General features: G+C 72.3%; 13 protein-coding genes. 6 read left to right on the top strand and 7 right to left on the bottom strand.

Annotated features, from left to right (window positions below; genetic code table 11):
• Nucleotides 1-32 precede the first annotated feature (32 nt).
• Nucleotides 33-596 carry a hypothetical protein gene (locus tag AB0D10_RS06715; protein WP_360252380.1) on the top strand — a complete coding sequence of 188 codons (564 nt, stop codon included), beginning with the start codon at nt 33-35 and terminating at the stop codon, nt 594-596.
• A 116-nt stretch (nt 597-712) separates the two neighbouring features.
• On the opposite strand, the gene AB0D10_RS06710 is transcribed toward AB0D10_RS06715, so the two are convergent.
• Both AB0D10_RS06710 and AB0D10_RS06705 read right to left on the bottom strand, forming a co-directional pair.
• On the bottom strand, nt 713-4,486 hold the full coding sequence (locus tag AB0D10_RS06710) for an alpha/beta fold hydrolase (protein WP_360252377.1): 3,774 nt from the start codon (nt 4,484-4,486) through the stop codon (nt 713-715).
• A gap of 295 nt (nt 4,487-4,781) precedes the next feature.
• Complete coding sequence (locus AB0D10_RS06705) at nt 4,782-6,293, bottom strand: recombinase family protein (protein WP_360252374.1); 1,512 nt, start codon at nt 6,291-6,293, stop codon at nt 4,782-4,784.
• 50 nt (nt 6,294-6,343) lie between these two features.
• On the opposite strand from AB0D10_RS06705, the gene AB0D10_RS06700 reads away from it, so the two are divergent.
• The gene (locus tag AB0D10_RS06700) at nt 6,344-6,853 is read left to right on the top strand and encodes a cytochrome P450 (RefSeq protein WP_360252371.1); all 510 of its coding nucleotides are present in this window, start codon (nt 6,344-6,346) and stop codon (nt 6,851-6,853) included.
• Between the two features lie 152 nt (nt 6,854-7,005).
• On the opposite strand, the gene AB0D10_RS06695 is transcribed toward AB0D10_RS06700, so the two are convergent.
• Nucleotides 7,006-8,094 (bottom strand): PP2C family protein-serine/threonine phosphatase, encoded by a 1,089-nt coding sequence (locus AB0D10_RS06695; protein ID WP_360252368.1) that lies wholly within the window; start codon nt 8,092-8,094, stop codon nt 7,006-7,008.
• Nucleotides 8,095-8,482: 388 nt separating this feature from the next.
• The gene (locus AB0D10_RS06690) at nt 8,483-8,896 is read right to left on the bottom strand and encodes a Fur family transcriptional regulator (RefSeq protein ID WP_360252365.1); all 414 of its coding nucleotides are present in this window, start codon (nt 8,894-8,896) and stop codon (nt 8,483-8,485) included.
• A 279-nt stretch (nt 8,897-9,175) separates the two neighbouring features.
• Here AB0D10_RS06690 and katG point away from each other — a divergent pair, with 279 nt between their 5' ends.
• On the top strand, nt 9,176-11,395 hold the full coding sequence (katG, locus tag AB0D10_RS06685) for a catalase/peroxidase HPI (RefSeq protein ID WP_360252362.1): 2,220 nt from the start codon (nt 9,176-9,178) through the stop codon (nt 11,393-11,395).
• Nucleotides 11,396-11,545: 150 nt separating this feature from the next.
• On the opposite strand, the gene AB0D10_RS06680 is transcribed toward katG, so the two are convergent.
• Together AB0D10_RS06680 and AB0D10_RS06675 are read right to left on the bottom strand one after the other, a co-directional pair.
• Nucleotides 11,546-12,235: a response regulator transcription factor gene (locus AB0D10_RS06680; RefSeq protein WP_360252359.1), complete on the bottom strand. Its 690-nt coding sequence runs from the start codon at nt 12,233-12,235 to the stop codon at nt 11,546-11,548.
• Nucleotides 12,232-13,473 carry a histidine kinase gene (locus AB0D10_RS06675; RefSeq protein WP_360252356.1) on the bottom strand — a complete coding sequence of 414 codons (1,242 nt, stop codon included), beginning with the start codon at nt 13,471-13,473 and terminating at the stop codon, nt 12,232-12,234. Before AB0D10_RS06675 ends, AB0D10_RS06680 begins: the two co-directional genes overlap by 4 nt.
• A 205-nt stretch (nt 13,474-13,678) precedes the next feature.
• Here AB0D10_RS06675 and AB0D10_RS06670 point away from each other — a divergent pair, with 205 nt between their 5' ends.
• Nucleotides 13,679-14,401 (top strand): ABC transporter ATP-binding protein, encoded by a 723-nt coding sequence (locus AB0D10_RS06670; RefSeq protein ID WP_360252353.1) that lies wholly within the window; start codon nt 13,679-13,681, stop codon nt 14,399-14,401.
• Nucleotides 14,398-16,791: an FtsX-like permease family protein gene (locus tag AB0D10_RS06665; RefSeq protein WP_360252350.1), complete on the top strand. Its 2,394-nt coding sequence runs from the start codon at nt 14,398-14,400 to the stop codon at nt 16,789-16,791. Before AB0D10_RS06670 ends, AB0D10_RS06665 begins: the two co-directional genes overlap by 4 nt.
• A gap of 54 nt (nt 16,792-16,845) precedes the next feature.
• On the opposite strand, the gene AB0D10_RS06660 is transcribed toward AB0D10_RS06665, so the two are convergent.
• Nucleotides 16,846-17,421: a hypothetical protein gene (locus AB0D10_RS06660; RefSeq protein WP_360252347.1), complete on the bottom strand. Its 576-nt coding sequence runs from the start codon at nt 17,419-17,421 to the stop codon at nt 16,846-16,848.
• Nucleotides 17,422-17,761: 340 nt separating this feature from the next.
• On the opposite strand from AB0D10_RS06660, the gene AB0D10_RS06655 reads away from it, so the two are divergent.
• Nucleotides 17,762-17,941, top strand: coding sequence for a hypothetical protein (locus tag AB0D10_RS06655; protein ID WP_350525036.1), 180 nt, complete (start codon nt 17,762-17,764; stop codon nt 17,939-17,941).
• The last annotated feature ends 91 nt before the right edge of the window (nt 17,942-18,032 follow it).

The raw sequence follows: 18,032 nt of genomic DNA, 5'->3' as shown, positions 1-18,032 counted from the left end.
GGCCCACTCAACTGAGCCCACCCGTACGGTACGTGACCCAGTCGACACTGCGAGCACTATTCAGGGAGTCCACGATCGGACTGTTCAAGACCGAGCTGATCAAGCCCCGCAGGCCCTGGGGCAAGTGGTCTTTCGCCCAGGTGCACCCGGTGGCTCAGCCAGTTGAAGACGGGTTGCCGGTCGATCGGGCGTTCGGTGCTGGCTTCCCGCCTGGCGCGATTGGTGCGCCGGTGGGGGAATCCGGTTCCTTGAGCCGTAAGCGCCTTGCCGAGCTGGACCCGGGCCTGCGGCCGGCACTGCTGGCCCTGGTCAAGCCGGACGTGCGGGGTGATCCGATGTCGCCGTTGCGCTGGAGGACGAAGTCGACCCGCCAGCTGGCCGCCGAGCTGATGCGCCAAGGACGCCGCGTCTCGGGCGACCAGGTCGCCGACCTGCTGCGGGGAGGAGAGGTTCAGCCTGCAGGCCAACGCAAAGACGTTGGAACGCGCCCAGCATCCCGACCGCGCGCGCAGTTCCGCTATCTCAACGAGCAGGTCCTCGCGAGTGCCAGCCCGCGGCCCCGAGCACAGTGGTACGACCCGCTGACAACGTTCTAGGGCAGGCGGACTTCCAGTCGGGATGGAGCCCCGGCCCAGCAGCGGGCCTTCCACCTATTGTATGACGCCGCCACCATGGCGACTTTGAGCTGGTTCGTGCACACGCCTGCGGGCCGTCAGCCGCTGGGAATGCCGCGGATGACGTCGCGCAAAACCCACCGCGAAGTCATCTGACCTTCAGGTGTTCGACCGTACGGTGCGTAACTGTTGGGATGGTGTCCGGCGTTCACCAACCGCGCAGCCAGAATCTCCAGATCGCAGTGCTCCGCTTCGCGCAGTGTGCGCAGCAGCGTGAGCGCCGGTCCCCCGTTGAGTACCGTGGCGTCCGTGGCAGCTCGTGTCCCCAGGGTCCTGGCGGCTTCGGTAGCCCCGTTCCGCTGCAGTGCGTCCAGCAGACGCGCCACCATGCCTGTTTCGGTCAAATCGGTAAGGTGGGCGGCTCGTGCTCCCACAGTCCTGACAGCTTCGTCAGCCCCGGCTTTGTGTAGTGCGTCCAGCAGATCATCCACCACGCCCGGATCGGTCACGTCGGCGTGGCTGGCGGGGTCCAGGGCCAGCAACGCCTGTACGGCCTCGTCAACTCCGTTCCGGCACAGGGCACTCAGCAATTGGGCCACTGTGGACGGCTTAGTTACGTCGGCGTGGTCGACAGCTCGTGCCCCCAGGGCTCTGGCGGCTTCGGTAGCCCCGTTCCGCTGCAGTGCGTCCAGCAGATACACCACCGCGCCTGGATCAGTCAGGTCGGTATGGTGGGCGGCTCGTGCTCCCACGGTCCTGATAGCTTCGTCAGCCCCGGCTTTGTGTAGTGCGTCCAGCAGATCGGCCACTGCGCGCGGTTTGGTCACGTCGGCGTGGCTGGCGGGGTCCAGGGCCAGCAACGCCTCTACGGCCTCGTCAGCTCCGTTCCGGCACAGGGCACTCAGCAATTGGGCCACTGTGGACGGCTTAGTCACGTCGGCGTGGTCGACAGCTCGTGTCCCGAGGGTTCTGGCGGATTCGTCAGCCTCGGATTGGTGTAGCGCGTCCAGCAGATCGGCCACTGCGCGCGGATCAGTCAGGTCGGTATGGTGGGCGGCTCGTGTTCCGAGGGTTCTGGCGGCTTCGTCAGCCCTGACCTCGAGCAGCTCGTCCAGTAGATAGGAAACCCCGGGCAGATCGATCGGGTTGGCGTGGCCGGCGGGGTCGAGGGCCAGCAATGTCTGCACGGCCTCCTCAGCCCCGGCCTCGCGCAGGGTTTCCAGCAATCGTGCCACCGCGTAAGGATCGGTCAGGTTGGCATGACGGGCAGCTCTCACCCCCAGGGTCCTGACGGCTTCGTCGAGCCCGGTCCGATCAAGGGAGAGCAGTAGAACACGTACTCCAGAGGGATCAGTCAGGTTGGCAAAGCGGGCGGCTCGCGGCCCCAGGGTCCTGACGGCTTCATCGAGCCTGGCCAGGTGGAATGCCTTCACCAGCTGTGCCACCGTGCGCGGTTTGGACACGTCGGTGTGGCTGGCGGCCCTTACTGCCAGGGCCCTGACGGCTTCATCGAGCCTGGCCAGGTACAGTGCGTCCACCAGCAGTGCCACCGAGCGCGGATTGGACACGTCGGTGTGGCTGGCGGCCCGTACTCCCAAGGTCCTGGCGGCTTCACGAAGCCCGGCCAGCTGCAGCGCGTCGACCAGCAGTGCCACCGCGGACGGATCGGTCAGGGCGGTGTGGCTGGCGGCCCGTACTCCCAAGGCCTTCATGGCTTCGTCAGCCCCAGCTCGGTGCAGCGCATCCACTAGTTGTGCCACGGCGGGCAGATCGCCGAGGTCTGCCTGGGTGGCGGGGTCGGATGCCAATAGCGCCTGTACAGCCTCGTTGGCGCCGGCCTGGTGAAGTGCGTCCAGCAGATCGGCCACTGCGCGCGGTTTGGTCGGATCGGCGTAGAGAACGCTTATGGCGCCACCTGTGTGATCGGGATCCAGCTCTCTTCCGAGATTTGCCAGGGCCAGTGTGGGGTGTCCTGCCCGCACCGCTCGATCCCATAGTTGAACGGCAGTTTGACGGAATCCCCGATCCCACGCTGCCTGCGCGAGTCGGACCACGTCATCCCGTTCAAGCGGGTGGAAGGTCACGGCTTCCCAGAGGGACGGGGCACCGGATTGGTCAGCACGATGATGGAGGGTGTGTTGATCCAGGTAGTCGGCTGGTTCGTAGCGAGCGGGCTCTCCGGCTCGGCTGCGGACGGCGATGAGCGGGGCGATGGTGTTGCGGATGTCCGTACGAGTGCGGTCGGCCCGGACTCCGGCGGCGAGACCTTCGAGGAGGGCGCGGGCCCATTGGGGGTCGGCGGCCCGGTGGCGGGCGTCGAGGACGCCGTCGGCGGCGTGGGCAAGGAAGTCGGCGGTCAGCGGGGCCCGGTGGCCGAGCCGGCGTGCGTCCAGTGCCGCAGTAAGGAGCGCATGCTCCTGGTGGGTGTAGTAGGCGCCAGGGCCTGCCGTGTAGGCGTCCACGAGTTCCGGTCCGCCGCTGAGGTGCTGGACGACCCGCCCGTCGGAGGCTCCGGCGTTCAGAGCTTCCCGAAGCCGCGGATCGGATCGTCTGGTGCCGAGGGCCTTCCAAGCCCGAAGGTCGTCCTCGAACAGGCGATGAGGGACACTGATCTGAGTGGCGAGGGCCGGATGGGTGAGTAGGGCTTTCGCGGCTGCGTACGGCGCCCCCGGCTGGTCGGAGGTGAGTTCGTTCCAGTACGGCTCACGCCAGAGGGTCGCGACGGCAACGATTCCGGAGCTTTGCTGCAGCAGGGCGTGAAGCTGTTCGGCTGCGGCCTTGCCGTCGGCGTCGTACAAGAAGCGTTGAGCCTCGTTGAGCCACAGGACCGTGCCTGGCCGAACGCGGCCGGCCTCGAGCATGTCGAGCAGGTTGGCAGCGCCGGGCGGGCGGAGCAGGGGGTGATGGGGGGCAAGGGTGCTCAGGGCCTCGTACAGGGCTCGGGTCTTGCCAGTGGAGGATTCGCCGATGAGGACGACCAGGCGGGACGGTCCGCCGGTGAGCGCTGGGCGAAGTGCGTCGCACAGTTCGCGGTCGTGGTCGCGCGGAAGGTAGGGCGTCAGCCATGCCGAGGTGCTGGTTGCTTTGTCGGGATAGGTGGCAGTGTGGACCTCCAACGCGGCAGGCCCGAGGATGGTTACGGTGCCATCTGGGGGGTCGCTGTCGGTGCTCGCCTCCAACAGCAACCGCTTGACGGTGGTGTAGCTGCGGTGCGCGGCCGAGTCGGGTTGGACGATGGTGAAGTGGGTTCCGGGCAGAACCGCGGCGTCGGAGAAGACTGCCTGCGCGGATGCCCGGGGGACGATGCCGTCCTCCTCACCGGCGAAGACGGAGAAGGGGATCGGGCAGGTGTAGTCGGACAACTCCGTCGCGTTGATGACGCCCTTCAGCACCCTGTTAAGCGTGTCGCTGATTTGCTCGTTCAGTGGACGCAGTTGCCTCTCCTGAGGGTTTCCGTGCAGCAGCGCCCGGCGGGCCTCCAGACCCAGCAGGGAGCCGGCGCTCGGGGTGGCCAGCAGTACGACCCGCTTGATGCGGTCCAGCTGGCGGCCCTGGGCATCTGCGAGCATCCGCACCAGATGGCGCTGGATCACCAACCCACCCATGCTGTGGCCCACCAGCACCAACCGTTCGAACCGCTCGGCCTCCGTGCGCAGAAACTCCTTCAGGCTGTCCGCCACCGTGTCCAGTGAAGGGATCACCCGCGTGGGGTTCCACGGCTTCCAGAGCTTGGTTCGGTACCCGAAGCGCAACACCTGTGCTTCGGCCAGATCCGTGTCCTCAGCGATCAGGCCGGTGAACCGGTCCCACACCTCCGGGCCCGACATGAAGCCGTGCACCATCACTACACCCAGCACCGCGGGCACCCCCATTCGGCCAGCTCCCCAAACTTCCCCGGCCGCCAGATTACTCACAGAGGCGCGGGCTGGATCAGGTGAAGCAGAAGACGGTGCTCGGGCGCCGGGGCTCCGTAACTGGCGGGTCTGCACGGGGTCTTCGGCTCTGTCCCGTAATCGCTGGACAGGCCCGGCATCCGGGGTGCCGGTCTCGGTAGTGATCGGACAGAAGCTCAAGGCGTGAGCCGCAGTGAGGAAGCTCACTGCGACTCACGGCCTTCGTGTAGTCCGGGTGGGAGGGGAAGCCCGGCCGCCAGTCGGCGGCAGCGCCTCAGGCTGCTACCGGTATGGGCACCGCCCATTCGAAGCGAACACGCTTCTCGCCGTCGAAGCGGTGACCCTGCCGGCCCTTCGACACCCAGATCTTGTCGATGGCGAGGGGCAGCAGTTCACGCCGGGTCTCGGGATCGGCGTCGAGGATGAAGCGGCTTGCGTTCTCGGGCTCGCCGATGAGGAAGGTGACGTCGACGTGGGTGGGGGACAGGCCCTTGAGGTGATCGCGGGCAGTGTCGAGCCTGGCCTCGGCCTCGCGGACGAGGCGGGGGAAGTGCTTGCCCATCTCGCCGGCGTATAGGCCGGCGGCGCGGTCGTCCGCGAGTTGGCGTACGGCGGCCTCGGCCATGGCGATCTGCTCGCGTGCGGCCGCGGAAGCGGCGGCGTCCTGCGGGTTGGTGAGGGCGCCCCAGCGCTGGGCGACTGCCAGCACCAGGGGGTCGTCCGGGTGTGCGTTGCCGAGCATTTCGCCCCAGCTCTCGAAGACGTAGCCCTCCAGAGCGGTGATCGAGACGAGGGCGGGGGAGGGGCAGAACAGTCCGGATGCGTTGCGGGAACAGCGGTAGTACTTGCCACCGACCTGCATCGGGCCGAGGCAGCCCAGGCATCCGGACAGGCCGGTGCACGTGTGGTGTGCCCGGCCGATACGCGGGCCGCCGGTGCTGTGTCCGGCGAGCGCGGCGCGGGCCCGCATCACCAGTTCCTCGGGGAGCGGTTCGCACTCGTCGGCCAGTACGCGGACGCGTTCTCCCTCGGAGTTCCGGTACTCCCGGGGCTGGTAGCGAGGGCCGTCCCCGGGCATCGGCATCCAGCCGAGGTACACGGGGTTGCGCGCGATGGCTATGACAGCGCCGGGCCGCCACGGACCACCCCCGGGGGACTCGATGCCCTCGCTGGTGAGCGCACGGGCGAGGGACCGGGCCGGGACGCACTCGCTTTCGCCGCGGGTGGTGCCGCCGGCCAGGTCGGTCACGATGCGCTCGACGACCGGCCACTTGTCGCCGTGCCGCAGCTTGCGGTCCTTGCCGGCCACGAGACCGTATGGCGCTCGGCCGGACCATCGGCCCGTCTCGCGCTGCCGCGCCTTCGTGCTCTTGATGTTGTAGCTCAGCCGCTGGGAGAACTCGCGGGCCTGCTCGGCGCGGTCGATGATCCACCGGCGATCGCGCTCGATCGAACTGTCCAGGCCCTCATAGTCGAAGATGACCCGGGCCTTGCCCAGGACCGGCCCGATCTCGTCGATCCCCTTGCGGGTGAAGCGGTCCATGGCGAAGTTCCAGAGGCAGGGCACCTCGCCGTTCATGACGGCAGCGAGGGCCTTGTCGAACTCAGGGCGGACGACGTCCGACCAGGCGGACAGGTTGTCCACCCAGACCTTCCGCACCCTGAAGCCCTCGCGGGTTGCCCAGGCGCGGCCCGCGGCCTCCTGCGCTTCGACGGACAGCAGGTCGCGCGGATCGGTGTTGCGGACGACGTGGGACTTTCGGAGATAGAGATCGACTTCCTGCACGGCAAACGGCCCTCCTCGAACCGGCCCCGTCTGGGGTTGGGGGGACATGTTTGCGTGTTTTTCCGGCCGTCGCCGGCAACGAGACGCTGCGCAACGGTCTGCCCGGCGGGCTGTACTCCCTGCTCACCCATGCCGACGAGTACGCCCGTCTGAGTCGACAGCCGGGCCTGATGCCCGCGGCGGTGGATGAGCTGCTGCGATTCTGGCCCCCGGTGCTGGACTTCCGACGCACCGCTACCCGAGACGTGGTGTTGGCCGGGCAGCTGATCCGCGGCGGGGACAAGGTGGTCGTCTACCACGTATCCGCCAACCGAGACGAAGCGGTTTTCCCGGAGCCGGACCGCCTGGACATCGCTCGCACGCCGAACGACCACGTCAGCTTCGGGTTCGGCCCCCACTTCTGCGTCGGAGCGCGACTGGCGAGGATCCAGATGTCGGCGCTGCTCCGACGGATCATCGCCGAGCTGCCCGACCTGGAGCTCACGTCGGGCGTGCCGCCGACGCGGCTCGTCTCCAACTTCCAGAACGGGCTGAAGAGATTGAGCGTCCGGTGGCGGTAGGGCGGGCCTTCTGCAGGCCGTCCGTCCGTCGGGCCGGTCGATGCCGGCCCGCGAACGCGAGGTGGCCCCGGGGTCCGGCGGCCGCCGTCACCGGCCGACCGCGCACCGGGCCTTGCGCACGGCACTGACGACGCCGCCGCTCCCGGCTCCGATCACGACTCCCAGCGGATCGCGAGCAGCGCCGCGTCGTCGGTCAGGCCGACGGCGCCGACCCATTCCCCCACGTCTGCCAGCAGGGCGTCCAGCAGGTCGGCGGGGCTCCCCGCGGGCAGCCCCGGCAGGCGCTCCTCCAACGGGTAGAAGACGCCCCCGGCGCCCCGGGCCTCGGTCACGCCGTCGGTGTGCAGGAGCAGCGAGTCGCCGGGTTCGGGGTCGAAGTGTCGTGTGGGGTACTCGTCGCCGGTCAGCCCGAGCAGGCCCAGCGGGGGAGCGGGGAACGGCGGTTCCAGCGCATTGACCCGGCCGGCCCGGCGCAGCAGCGGGGGCGGGTGGCCGCAGTTCACCAGCGCGGCCGGCTCCCGTCCGGGCGGGACCGACAGCAGCAGCGCGGTGGTGAAGCGGTCCGCGTTCGGGCGGGCGGCCAACGCGCCGTCCAGCCGCTCGGCCAGCCGCCCGAGGTCGGGTTCGGTGCGGGCGGCTTCGCGGAACACTCCGAGGACGTCCGCGGCGGTCTCCACGGCGGGGAGTCCGTGCCCTTGGACGTCGCCGAGCAGGATCCGTACCCCGAAGCGGGTCTCGACCACGGCGTACAGGTCCCCGCCGATCCGGGCCTCGGCCGCCGCCGCGACGTAGCGCACCGCGACCCGCAGTGGCCCGATCCGCTCCGGCGGCGGCCGTAGCAGGGCCCGCTGCGCGGCCTCGGCCACCGTGCGGACCTGGAACAGCTCCCGCTCGCGGGCCGCCACCAGCACCACGTTGGCCGCGCTGGCCAGGGTCGCGGCGAGCACGGTGATCAGCGCGGTGAGGTGCACCTCGGTCGGCAGCTCGGTGTTGGTGGTCTCCAGCAGTCCGACGGCCAGCACGGCCAGACCGCCGGCCGCCAGCGGTACCCGGGCGCTGCGGGTGGTCGCCCCGGCCAGCACCGGCGCCACCGCCAGCACGGGCGACAGCGTCGTCCCGGGCCCGGTCACCAGGTCGGCCACGACGGCGGCGACCAGCAGCAGGAACGCGCAGAACAGCAGCAGCCTTGTGCGCCGCGGCAGGTGCAGCGGCGGCATCCCGTCCGGTCTGTCGGCACGCACGTGTCCTCCAGGCTGGGAAAGGCCCCACCCTCCACTGTCTCCGGGCTCCCGGCAGGCGGCACCTCGGGCCAGTGGCCGTGTCCGGCACCGGCTGCCGGCGGTCCGGAGCAGCATCGGCGGTCCGGCCGGCGGCACCGCGGAGCCCTTCGGCCGCGGCGAGCCGGGCCAGTCCGCCGAGGGCGGCGGCCAGTGCGGCGTATCCGGCGGTCGGTACGGTGTCGGGTCCCCGGCGGTCGGCGGCCCATCCGGCGGCGAGGTTGCCGGTCACGGCCCCAGCGCCGTACGGGAGGAGCATCCGGAGCACCGAACTCCCGGACGCCCCGACGGCGTGCGCAGCCTGGTCGGGTCGCGGAAGCGGGTCGGGGGTCCCCGTGGCCGTACGGGGCGGTCAGCCCGCGCAGGCCGGGCAGAGCCCCCGGTAGGTGACCTCGGCCTGGGAGACGGTGAATCCGAAGCGCTGCTCGGCCGGGAGGTCAGCCAGCGGGTTGCCCAGGGGGTGGACGTCGCGGATGGCACCGCAGCCGGTGCAGACCAGGTGCTGGTGCGGGCGGTGGGCGTTGGGGTCGTAGCGCTTGGCGCGCCCGTCGGTGGAGACCTCGATGACCTCGCCGAGCGTGACCAGCTCGCCGAGGGTGTTGTAGACCGTCGCCCGGGAGATCTCCGGGAGGCGCTCGGCCGCCCGGGCGTGCACCTCGTCCGCGGTCAGGTGCACATGCTCGCCGTCCAGGACCTCGGCCACGACACGCCGCTGGGAGGTCAGGCGCCAGCCGCGCCCGCGCAGTCGCTCCAGCAGGTCACTCATATCGGTTCACCTATTCAGGTCAAGGGGAAGACCGGAGTTTACCAATACACATCCTGCGGCCTCCGGATCCCGATCGGATATGGGCTTGGTGTCATTCTTGACTTGGATTCCGTCCATCGTAGGATCGGCTCCGGCGCTAGCCTGGTCAGCAGCAGCACGTGTCTCCCGTTGCTGTGGTACGCAGCAGCAACACGTGGCACGCAGCTCCGGACAGCACCGACAGGTGCCGAAGGCAGCCAGAGAAGACACCGTGATCCGCCTTGTGAGGGAAGGATTCCCATGTCTGACATCCACGATGCAACCGGCGTAGGGGCGAACGCGGAAGGCTGCCCGGTGAACCACGGGCGCGCGCCGCACCCCACCCAGGGCGGTGGGAACCGCCAGTGGTGGCCGGAACGGCTCAATCTCAAGATCCTTGCCAAGAACCCCGCCGTGGCCAACCCGCTCGGAGCGGAATTCGACTACCCGGCGGCCTTCGACGCGCTCGACCTCCCGGCCGTCAAGCGGGACATCCAGGAGGTGCTCACCACCTCGCAGGACTGGTGGCCGGCCGACTACGGCAACTACGGCCCGTTCATGATCCGCATGGCCTGGCACAGTGCCGGCACCTACCGGATCAGCGACGGCCGCGGCGGCGCCGGCGGCGGTCAGCAGCGCTTCGCCCCGCTGAACAGCTGGCCCGACAACGCGAGCCTGGACAAGGCCCGCCGCCTGCTGTGGCCGGTGAAGAAGAAGTACGGCCGCAGCCTGTCCTGGGCCGACCTGATCGTCCTGGCCGGCAACGTCGCCCTGGAGGGCATGGGCTTCCGGACCTTCGGCTTCGGCGGCGGCCGGGTCGACGAGTGGGAGCCGGACGAGGACGTCTACTGGGGCCCGGAGACCACCTGGCTGGGCGACGAGCGCTACACCGGCGACCGCGAGCTGGAGAACCCGCTGGCCGCCGTCCAGATGGGCCTGATCTACGTCAACCCCGAGGGCCCCAACGGCAACCCGGACCCGATCGCCGCCGCCCGCGACATCCGCGAGACCTTCTACCGGATGGCGATGAACGACGAGGAGACCGTCGCGCTGATCGCCGGCGGCCACACCTTCGGCAAGACCCACGGCGCCGGCCCGGCGGACAACGTCGGCCCGGACCCCGAGGACGCGCCGATGGAGCAGCAGGGCCTCGGCTGGAAGAGCCGCTTCCGCACCGGTGTGGGCGGCGACGCCATCACCAGCGGCCTGGAGGGCGCCTGGACCCCCACCCCGGTCACCTGGGACAACAGCTTCTTCGAGACGCTGTTCGGCTACGAGTGGGAGCTCACCAAGAGCCCGGCCGGCGCCCACCAGTGGAAGCCGAAGGACGGCGGCGGCGAGGGCACCGTCCCGGACGCGCACGACCCGGCCAAGCGCCACGTGCCGATCATGCTCACCACCGACCTGTCGCTGCGCCTCGACCCGGTCTACGAGCCGATCTCCCGGCGCTTCCTGGAGGACCCGGACGCGTTCGCCGACGCCTTCGCCCGCGCCTGGTACAAGCTGACCCACCGCGACATGGGCCCGGTCGTGCGCTACCGCGGCCCGGAGGTCCCGTCCGAGCAGCTGCTCTGGCAGGACCCGCTGCCGACGGTCGACTACCAGCAGGTCGGGGTCGCGGACGTGGCCGACCTCAAGCGGCGGATCACCGCCACCGGCCTGTCGGTGGCCGAGCTGGTCTCCACCGCCTGGGCGGCGGCCTCCTCGTTCCGCTCCAGCGACAAGCGCGGCGGCGCCAACGGCGGCCGGATCCGGCTGCAGCCGCAGATCGGCTGGGAGGTCAACGAGCCCGACCGGCTGGCCTCGGTGCTGAGCGCCCTGGAGGGCGTGCAGCGGGAGTTCAACGCGCAGGCGGGCGGCGGGACGCAGGTCTCGCTGGCCGACCTGGTGGTGCTGGCCGGCGGCGTCGGCGTCGAGCAGGCTGCCAAGGCCGCGGGCCTCGCCGTCGAGGTGCCGTTCGCGGCGGGCCGGGTGGACGCGCCGCAGGAGCTGACGGACACCGAGACCTTCGCCGCCCTGGAGCCCAAGGCCGACGGCTTCCGCAACTGGGTGGGCAAGGGCAACCGGCTGCCGGCCGAGCACCTGTTGCTCGACAAGGCGAACCTGCTGGGCCTGAGCGCCCCCGAACTGACCGTGCTGGTCGGCGGCCTGCGTGTGCTGGGCGCCAACCACGGCCGGTCCGCGCACGGTGTCCTGACCGCGACCCCCGGCGTGCTGACGAACGACTTCTTCGTCAACCTGTTGGACCTGGACACCCGTTGGACCGCCACCTCGGGGGACTCGAACACCTTCGAGGCGCGGGACGCCTCGGGCAAGGTCACCTGGAGCGGCACCCGGGCCGACCTGGTCTTCGGCTCGAACGCCGAACTGCGGGCCGTCGCCGAGGTGTACGCGAGCGACGACGCCAAGGAGAAGTTCGTGACGGACTTCGTCGCGGCCTGGGTCAAGGTCATGAACGCGGACCGCTTCGACCTCGCCTGATCCCCGCACGGCGGTGACGGCGGGAGCCCGGGGGCGGACGACCCCCGGGCTCCCGCCCGTCGTGGCCCCGGCCCCCGGCCCCGGCCGACGGTCGGCCGACGGGACCGGCCAGTCGTGGCCCCGGCCCGGACCCACGCCCGTCCCCGGCCGCTACGGCAGTTCGGGCACCGACCCCACGCTGACCAGCCCGGTCTCGTACGCCGCGACCACCACCTGGGCCCGGTCCCGCAGGCCCAGCTTGCCGAGGATCCGGGCCACGTGCGTCTTCACCGTCGCCTCGGACAGCTGCAGCCGGGCGGCGAGTTCGGCGTTGCTGAGGCCGCGCGCGAGCAGCCCCATCACCTCCAGTTCGCGCGGGGTGAGCGTGCCCAGCTCCCGGTGCGGCGCGGCGGCGGTCGGGGCGTCCGGGCGGGCGAAGCGCTCGACCAGGCGGCGGGTGATGGCGGGGGCGAGCAGCGCGTCCCCGGTGCGGACCAGCCGGACCGCGCCCGCCAGGTGTTCCGGGGTGACGTCCTTGAGCAGGAAGCCGCTCGCCCCGGCGGCCATGGCCGCGTACACGTAGTGGTCGAGGTCGAAGGTGGTCAGCATGATGATCCGCGGTGGCTGCTCGGACGGGGCGGCGAGGATCCGGCGGGTCGCCTCCAGTCCGTCCAGGCCGGGCATCCGGATGTCCATCAGGACGACGTCCGGTCTGGTCCGGCGGACGGCGGAGACGGCCTGCTCGCCGTCCTCGGCCTCGGCGACGACCTCGATCCCCTCCGACTCCAGGATCAGACGGAAGCCGGTGCGGACCAGTGCCTGGTCGTCGGCGACCGCCACTCGGATCGGCTGCGCGTTCATGGGCTCTCCAACGGGATCAGGGCCGTGACGCGGTAGCCGCCGCGCGGCCGGGGGCCGGTCTGCAGGGTGCCGCCGTAGACGGCGAGGCGTTCGCGCAGGCCGAGCAGGCCGCGTCCGTTGCCGGTGGTGGCGGCGCCGGTGGGGCGGCCGCCGGTGTCGGTGACGTCCACCGTCAGCCGGCCGGGGGCGTACTCGACGGTCACCGCGGCGGCGGCGCCGCCCGCGTGCTTGACGGTGTTGGTCAGGGCCTCCTGGACGACCCGGTAGGCGGCCAGTTCGACCCCGGGCGGTACGGACCGGTGCTCGCCGCGGACGGCCAGCTCGACGGGCAGCCCGGCCCGGCGGACGCCCTCGACCAGTGCGTCCAGCCGGCCGAGGCCGGGCTGGGGACTGAGGTCGGCGTCGGCGGCAGGGTCCCCGCCGGTCTCCGAATCGATGGTCAACAGGCCCATCACGTGCCGTAGTTCGGTCATCGCCGCACGCCCGCCGGACTCCACCGCGGCCATCGCCTCGCGGGCCTTGTCCGGGGCGGTGTCCAGGATCTTGCGGGCGGCCCCGGCCTGGATCGTCATCATGCTCACGTTGTGGGTGACGACGTCGTGCAACTCCCGCGCGATGCGCGCCCGTTCCAGCTCCACCGCGCGTCGCAGCGCGGCCAGCTGCTCGCGCTCCAGCGCGGAGAGCCGCTCCCGCCCCTCGTCCACCCGGCGGCGCCACATCCGCAGTTCGTAGGCGACCGCGAACACCGGCACCAGCACCAGGACGGCGATCACCCCGTTGGGGAAGTGCGGCAGCTTGGCCTCGGCGAAGAGCAGCACCAGCGCGGCGGTCGCGGCCGGGAGGCTGAGCAGCACGGCCGCCGGACGGCGCCCGTACGCGGCCACGCTGTACGCGGCGACGATGACCGACACGCCCGCCGAGTACGCGATGTCCTGCGACTGGTGACGGACCAGTAACGCGGCCGGCAGCACCGTCCAGAGCACCGCCAGCGGGTGGCGGCGACGCAGCACCAGTGGCAGCGGCACCAGCGGGACCAGCAGCAACAGCCCGGTCACCGTGGTCACCTGCGGGTTGTCCGCGATGGTCGCGTAGCGACCGCTGCTGATGGCGAGAAAGAGGGCCAGGGCGACGTCGAAGGCCTGGCCGCGCCGGGTCGGCCGGGGCGGCGGGGCGTCGCCCGGGCCGTCGGCCAGGCGGAGCGCCGCGCGCAGCCGCCGCACCGTCGGATGGTTGATCACCGGGACATTGTGCGGGCCGGGGGCCGCCCGGCACAGCCCTGCGGGCGGCGGTGACCGGTACACCCGGCGACTACGTCGCAAGGATGACGCCGCGTCCGGTCCGCCGGGCGCGGTACGGGAGTTGCCGCGGGCGGCGGACGCCACCGGGCGCCGCCCGTCCGTACCGTCGTGCCGACCACCAGGCGGAACGGACGAAGGAGCGGGGATGAGCGGCGTCCGAGGAGTGACAGGACCGGGGCCGGGCGACGGCCCGGTGATCGAGCTGAACGGGGTGAGCCGCCATTACGCGGGGGCCCGGGCGGCGCTGGACGGAGTCACGCTGAGCGTGCGGGCGGGGGAGTCGGTGGCCGTGCTCGGGCCGTCCGGGAGCGGGAAGTCCACCCTGCTGAACCTGGTGGCCGGACTGGACCGGCCGAGCGCCGGGACGGTCACCGTGGCCGGGATCCGCGTCGACCGGCTGGGCGAGGCGGCCTCGGCCCGCTACCGGCGCGCCACCATCGGCATGGTGTTCCAGTTCTTCAACCTGCTGGACGACCTCACCGTCGCCGACAACGTGGTGCTCGCCGGTGAACTGGCCGGCGTGCCGCGCGCCGAGGCCCGGCGCCGGGCCGGCGAGCTGCTGGAGTCGCTCGGGATCGACCGGCACGCCCGCGCCCACCCGGGCCGGCTCTCCGGCGGTGAGCGCCAACGCGTCGCGGTGGCCAGGGCGTTGATGAACCGGCCGACGCTGCTGCTCGCCGACGAGCCGACCGGTGCGCTGGACTCGGCCTCGGGCGAGGACGTCAAGGAGCTGTTCCGGGACCTGCACGAGGAGGGCCAGACCGTCCTGCTCGTCACCCACGACCTGAGCCTGGCCGAGGACTGCGCGACCCGCACGGTCCGGATGCGCGACGGCCGGGTCGAGGCGGACTCGGAGGTCGCGGCGTGACCGCGCTCGGACGGGTCGTGCGCGCCGGGGTCCGCAGGCGCCGGACCCAGTCGGTCGCGGTCGGGCTGGCCGCGATGGTGGCGACCACCTGCTCCGTCCTCGGCGGCTCGCTGCTGGTCGCCTCCCAGGCCCCCTTCGACCGGGCCTTCGACCGTCAGCACGGCGCCCACCTCACCGCGCGCTTCGACGGCACCAGGACGGACGCCGGGCAGCTCGCCGCCGCCGTGCACGCCGCCGGGGTGACGGCCGCCGCCGGGCCGTTCCGCACCGTCACCGTCGACCCCGAACCCGGCCCGGGAACGGACGCGGGCGTCCCGCCCGGCCTGACCATGGCGCCGATGACCGTCACCGGCCGCGTCCCGGCCGCCGCCGACGTCGACGACGTCGACCTCCTCCAGGGCAGGTGGCCGGAGCAGCCGGACGAAGTGGTGATCGACACCGGGTACCGGAACCAGCAGGCGGACGTCGGCGGCACGCTGCGCCTGCCCGGCCTGCCGGGGGCACCGGTGCTCAAGGTCGTCGGCCTCGCCCGGTCCGTCAGCCGCACCTCCGACGCCTGGGTGACCCCGGACGCCGTCGCCGCCCTCACCGCGCCCGGCGACACCCCCGGCTACGCGCTGCTCTACCGCTTCGCCCGGGCCGGCACCGCCGACGAGGTGGCCGCCGACCGCGCCGCCGTGGCCGCCGCCGCGCCCGCCGGCTCGCTCATCGGCGCGCAGTCCTGGCTCACCGCCAGGCAGGGCTCCGACCGCAACACCGCGCTGTTCCTGCCGTTCATGGTCGCCTTCGGCCTGCTCGGCCTGGCGATGTCCGTCCTGGTGGCGGGCAACGTGGTGGCCGGCGCCGTCGGCACCGCGACCCGCCGGATCGGCGTCCTCAAGGCCCTCGGCTGCACCCCCGCCCAGGTGGTGCGGGCGTACGTCGCCCAGGCCCTGGTCCCGGCCGCCGTCGGCACCCTGCTCGGCGTGGTCGTCGGCAACCTGCTGACCGTCCCGGTGCTCGCCACCACCGGGCAGCTCTACAGCACCACCACCTCCGGCATCGCGCCCTGGGTCGACGTCGCGGTGGCGGGCGGCACCCTCGCCGCCGTCTCCCTCACCGCCTGGGCCGCCGCCGCCCGTGCCGGACGGCTGCGCACGGTGGACGCGCTCGCCGTCGGCCGGACGACGGGCGGCACCCGGCGGGACGCCGTTGCGCGACGCGCCACCGCGCTGGCCGCCCGGCTGCCGCTGCCCCGGCCGGTGAGCCTCGGCCTCGCCCAGCCCTTCGCCCGCCCGGCCCGGGCCGCCGGGACGCTCGCGGCGGTGCTGTTCGGCACGGCGGCGGCGGTGTTCGCCGTCGGCATGGGCGGCACGATGGCCTGGGTGCAGGAAGCGAAGAACCACGACGTCGCCGACGTCCAGGTGCACCCCCAACGGCCCGACGCCCCGACCGCGGGCCGGCCGGCCCCGGTGCCCGGGCCGGTCGCGGCCGACCCGGCCGTCGTCACTGCGGCGCTGGCCGCCCAGCCCGGCACCGCGTCCCTCTACGGCACCGGCGTCGAGGACGTGACCGTGCCCGGAGTCGCCGGCAACACCACGGTGACCGCCTTCACCGGCGACAGCAGCCGGGCCGGCTACCGGATGGTGTCCGGCCGCTGGTACCGGGGGCCGGGAGAGGCCGTCGCACCCGCCACCTTCCTGACCGAGGCCTCGGCGAAGCTCGGCGACCGGGTGACCTTCACGACCCACGGGCGGCCCGTCACCGTCCGGATCGTCGGCGAGGTCTTCGACCCCCACGCGCAGACCGACGAACTGTTCACCGACGCCGCCACCTTCCCGCCCGGAACGGCCCCCGCGCCGGCCGTCTGGTTCGTCGGCCTCAAGCCCGGCACCGACCGCGCCGCCTTCGCCACCGCGGTCAGCGCCGCACTCGCCCCCGCCCACATGACCGCCGAGGCCGACGCGTCGCACCGCTCCAGCGACGTGATCCTCGCGATGCGCTCCCTCACCGCCACGCTGACCGCGCTGCTGGTGGCGGTCGCCGGACTCGGGGTGTTCAACACCGTCGTCCTGGAGACCAGGGAACGCCGACGGGACACGGGCGTCACCAAGGCGATCGGCATGACCCCGGTGCAGACGGTGGCCGCGGTGCTCGCCTCGGTGGTTCTGGTCGGCGCCGTCGGCGGCGCGCTCGGCCTGCCCGTCGGCCTGCTGCTGCACCGGGTCACGGTGCCAGCCATGGGCCACTCCGCCGGGCTGAACTTCCCGGCCTCGGCGCTGAACGTCCTCTCCACCCCGCTGCTGGCGCTGCTCGGACTGGGCGGCGTGCTGATCGCGGTGCTCGGCGCGCTGCTCCCGGCCGTCCGGGCGGCCCGGGCGAGGACGGTGGACGCCCTGCGGGCGGAGTGACGGCGGTCGCGGGAGGCCCGGGTGGCGGCGGGCGGCGCGCGCCGGGCAGCGCGGTCAGGCCTTGCCGGGCCCGTCGGTGGGTCCCTCGGTGGGTCCCTGTGCCGGGGTCTGCCGCTCCTCGGCCTCGTGCTCCGCAGCCCGCTGCTCCTCGGCCTTCTTCTCCGCCGCCCGGACCTGCTCGGTGAACGTGTGTGCGTCGATCCGCTCGACCGTCGCCCCGTGCCGGGCGGCCAGGTCGTCGGCCGGGCCGGGCGAGGCCTCCCGCATTTCCAGGACGACCAGCGCGCCACCGTCCGGCACCCGGGTCGAGAGCACGATCAGGGCGGCGCCGGCCTCGGACGCGTACCGCTCCTCCGCCGCGTTGCCGAGGGCCGCGCCCGCCGCGAAGCCCAGCAGCATGCCGACCGGCCCGGCGAGCAGCCCGACCAGCCCGCCCAGCAGGCCCGAGCCGACGGTGGCGACGCCCGCGCCCCGGGTGAAGGTGTCCTTGATGTCGAGCACCCCGTCGGTGCTGCGCTCCAGCGCGGCCGCCACCCGCAGGCCCGGCAGGTGCTGCGCCTCCTCGAAGGCCGGGCGCCGGTCGGCGGCATCGGGGAAGGTCAGCAGGACGGCGTTGTGCTGCTCGCTCATCGCACTCCGATCGGGCCGGGACCGGCGGGTGGCCGGGCCTCCATCGTCACCCTGGGTGCAGGGCGGTGCCACAGGAGGGCGGTGTTCAAACCTCAGCCGGGGCTCACCCCGTCGCAGCCGTCCGGCTTTCGGACAGGTGTGCGGGGGTCTGTGGGGCCGAGCCGCGCGAACGGGCCGGACGTGGCCTGGGGGAACGGGGAGGAGGGCGTCGGGCGGACGCTATTTCGATCCTGGCCGAAATCGGAACCGGTGATGCGCGGGCCCTGGTGTGACGGGTGGACCGCTGTCAGGATCCCGACCCGGCACACCCGTGCCAGACCGAACGCTTGGAGGAGGCACCATGCAGCCCACGGCTGAGCAGGTTCGCGCGCTCAAGGACGAGGACTTCCGGCTCACCCTCGGTCAGGGCCACCAGGTCCACCCGGCCGGCGAGCCGACGGACGAGCTCTACGTGACCGCCGCCGTGCAGGCGAGCACCTGCGGCGGCTGGTCGAGCTGCGGGCACGTCTGCAGCTTCTGACACCGGGGGCCGACGCGGCCGCCGGTCGCACCGGCGGTCCGCGTCGGTCCGTGCCGCACCCTTCGGAGGCGGCCGTCCGACAGCGCTGTGC

It is taken from the genome of Kitasatospora sp. NPDC048545 (genome assembly GCF_040651155.1).
Classification (GTDB): domain Bacteria; phylum Actinomycetota; class Actinomycetes; order Streptomycetales; family Streptomycetaceae; genus Kitasatospora.
Note: the sequence above shows the minus strand (reverse complement) of the source record. Positions and strands in the feature narration are given on the sequence as shown.

Bases quoted from the DNA above. Each gene is read 5' to 3' on its own strand.
- AB0D10_RS06710 (WP_360252377.1), bottom strand. From the start codon at position 4,486: ATGGGGGTGCCCGCGGTGCTGGGTGTAGTGATGGTGCACGGCTTCATG.
- AB0D10_RS06690 (WP_360252365.1), bottom strand. From the start codon at position 8,896: ATGAGTGACCTGCTGGAGCGACTGCGCGGGCGCGGCTGGCGCCTGACC.
- katG (WP_360252362.1), top strand. From the start codon at position 9,176: ATGTCTGACATCCACGATGCAACCGGCGTAGGGGCGAACGCGGAAGGC.
- AB0D10_RS06680 (WP_360252359.1), bottom strand. From the start codon at position 12,235: ATGAACGCGCAGCCGATCCGAGTGGCGGTCGCCGACGACCAGGCACTG.
- AB0D10_RS06670 (WP_360252353.1), top strand. From the start codon at position 13,679: ATGAGCGGCGTCCGAGGAGTGACAGGACCGGGGCCGGGCGACGGCCCG.
- AB0D10_RS06660 (WP_360252347.1), bottom strand. From the start codon at position 17,421: ATGAGCGAGCAGCACAACGCCGTCCTGCTGACCTTCCCCGATGCCGCC.
- AB0D10_RS06655 (WP_350525036.1), top strand. From the start codon at position 17,762: ATGCAGCCCACGGCTGAGCAGGTTCGCGCGCTCAAGGACGAGGACTTC.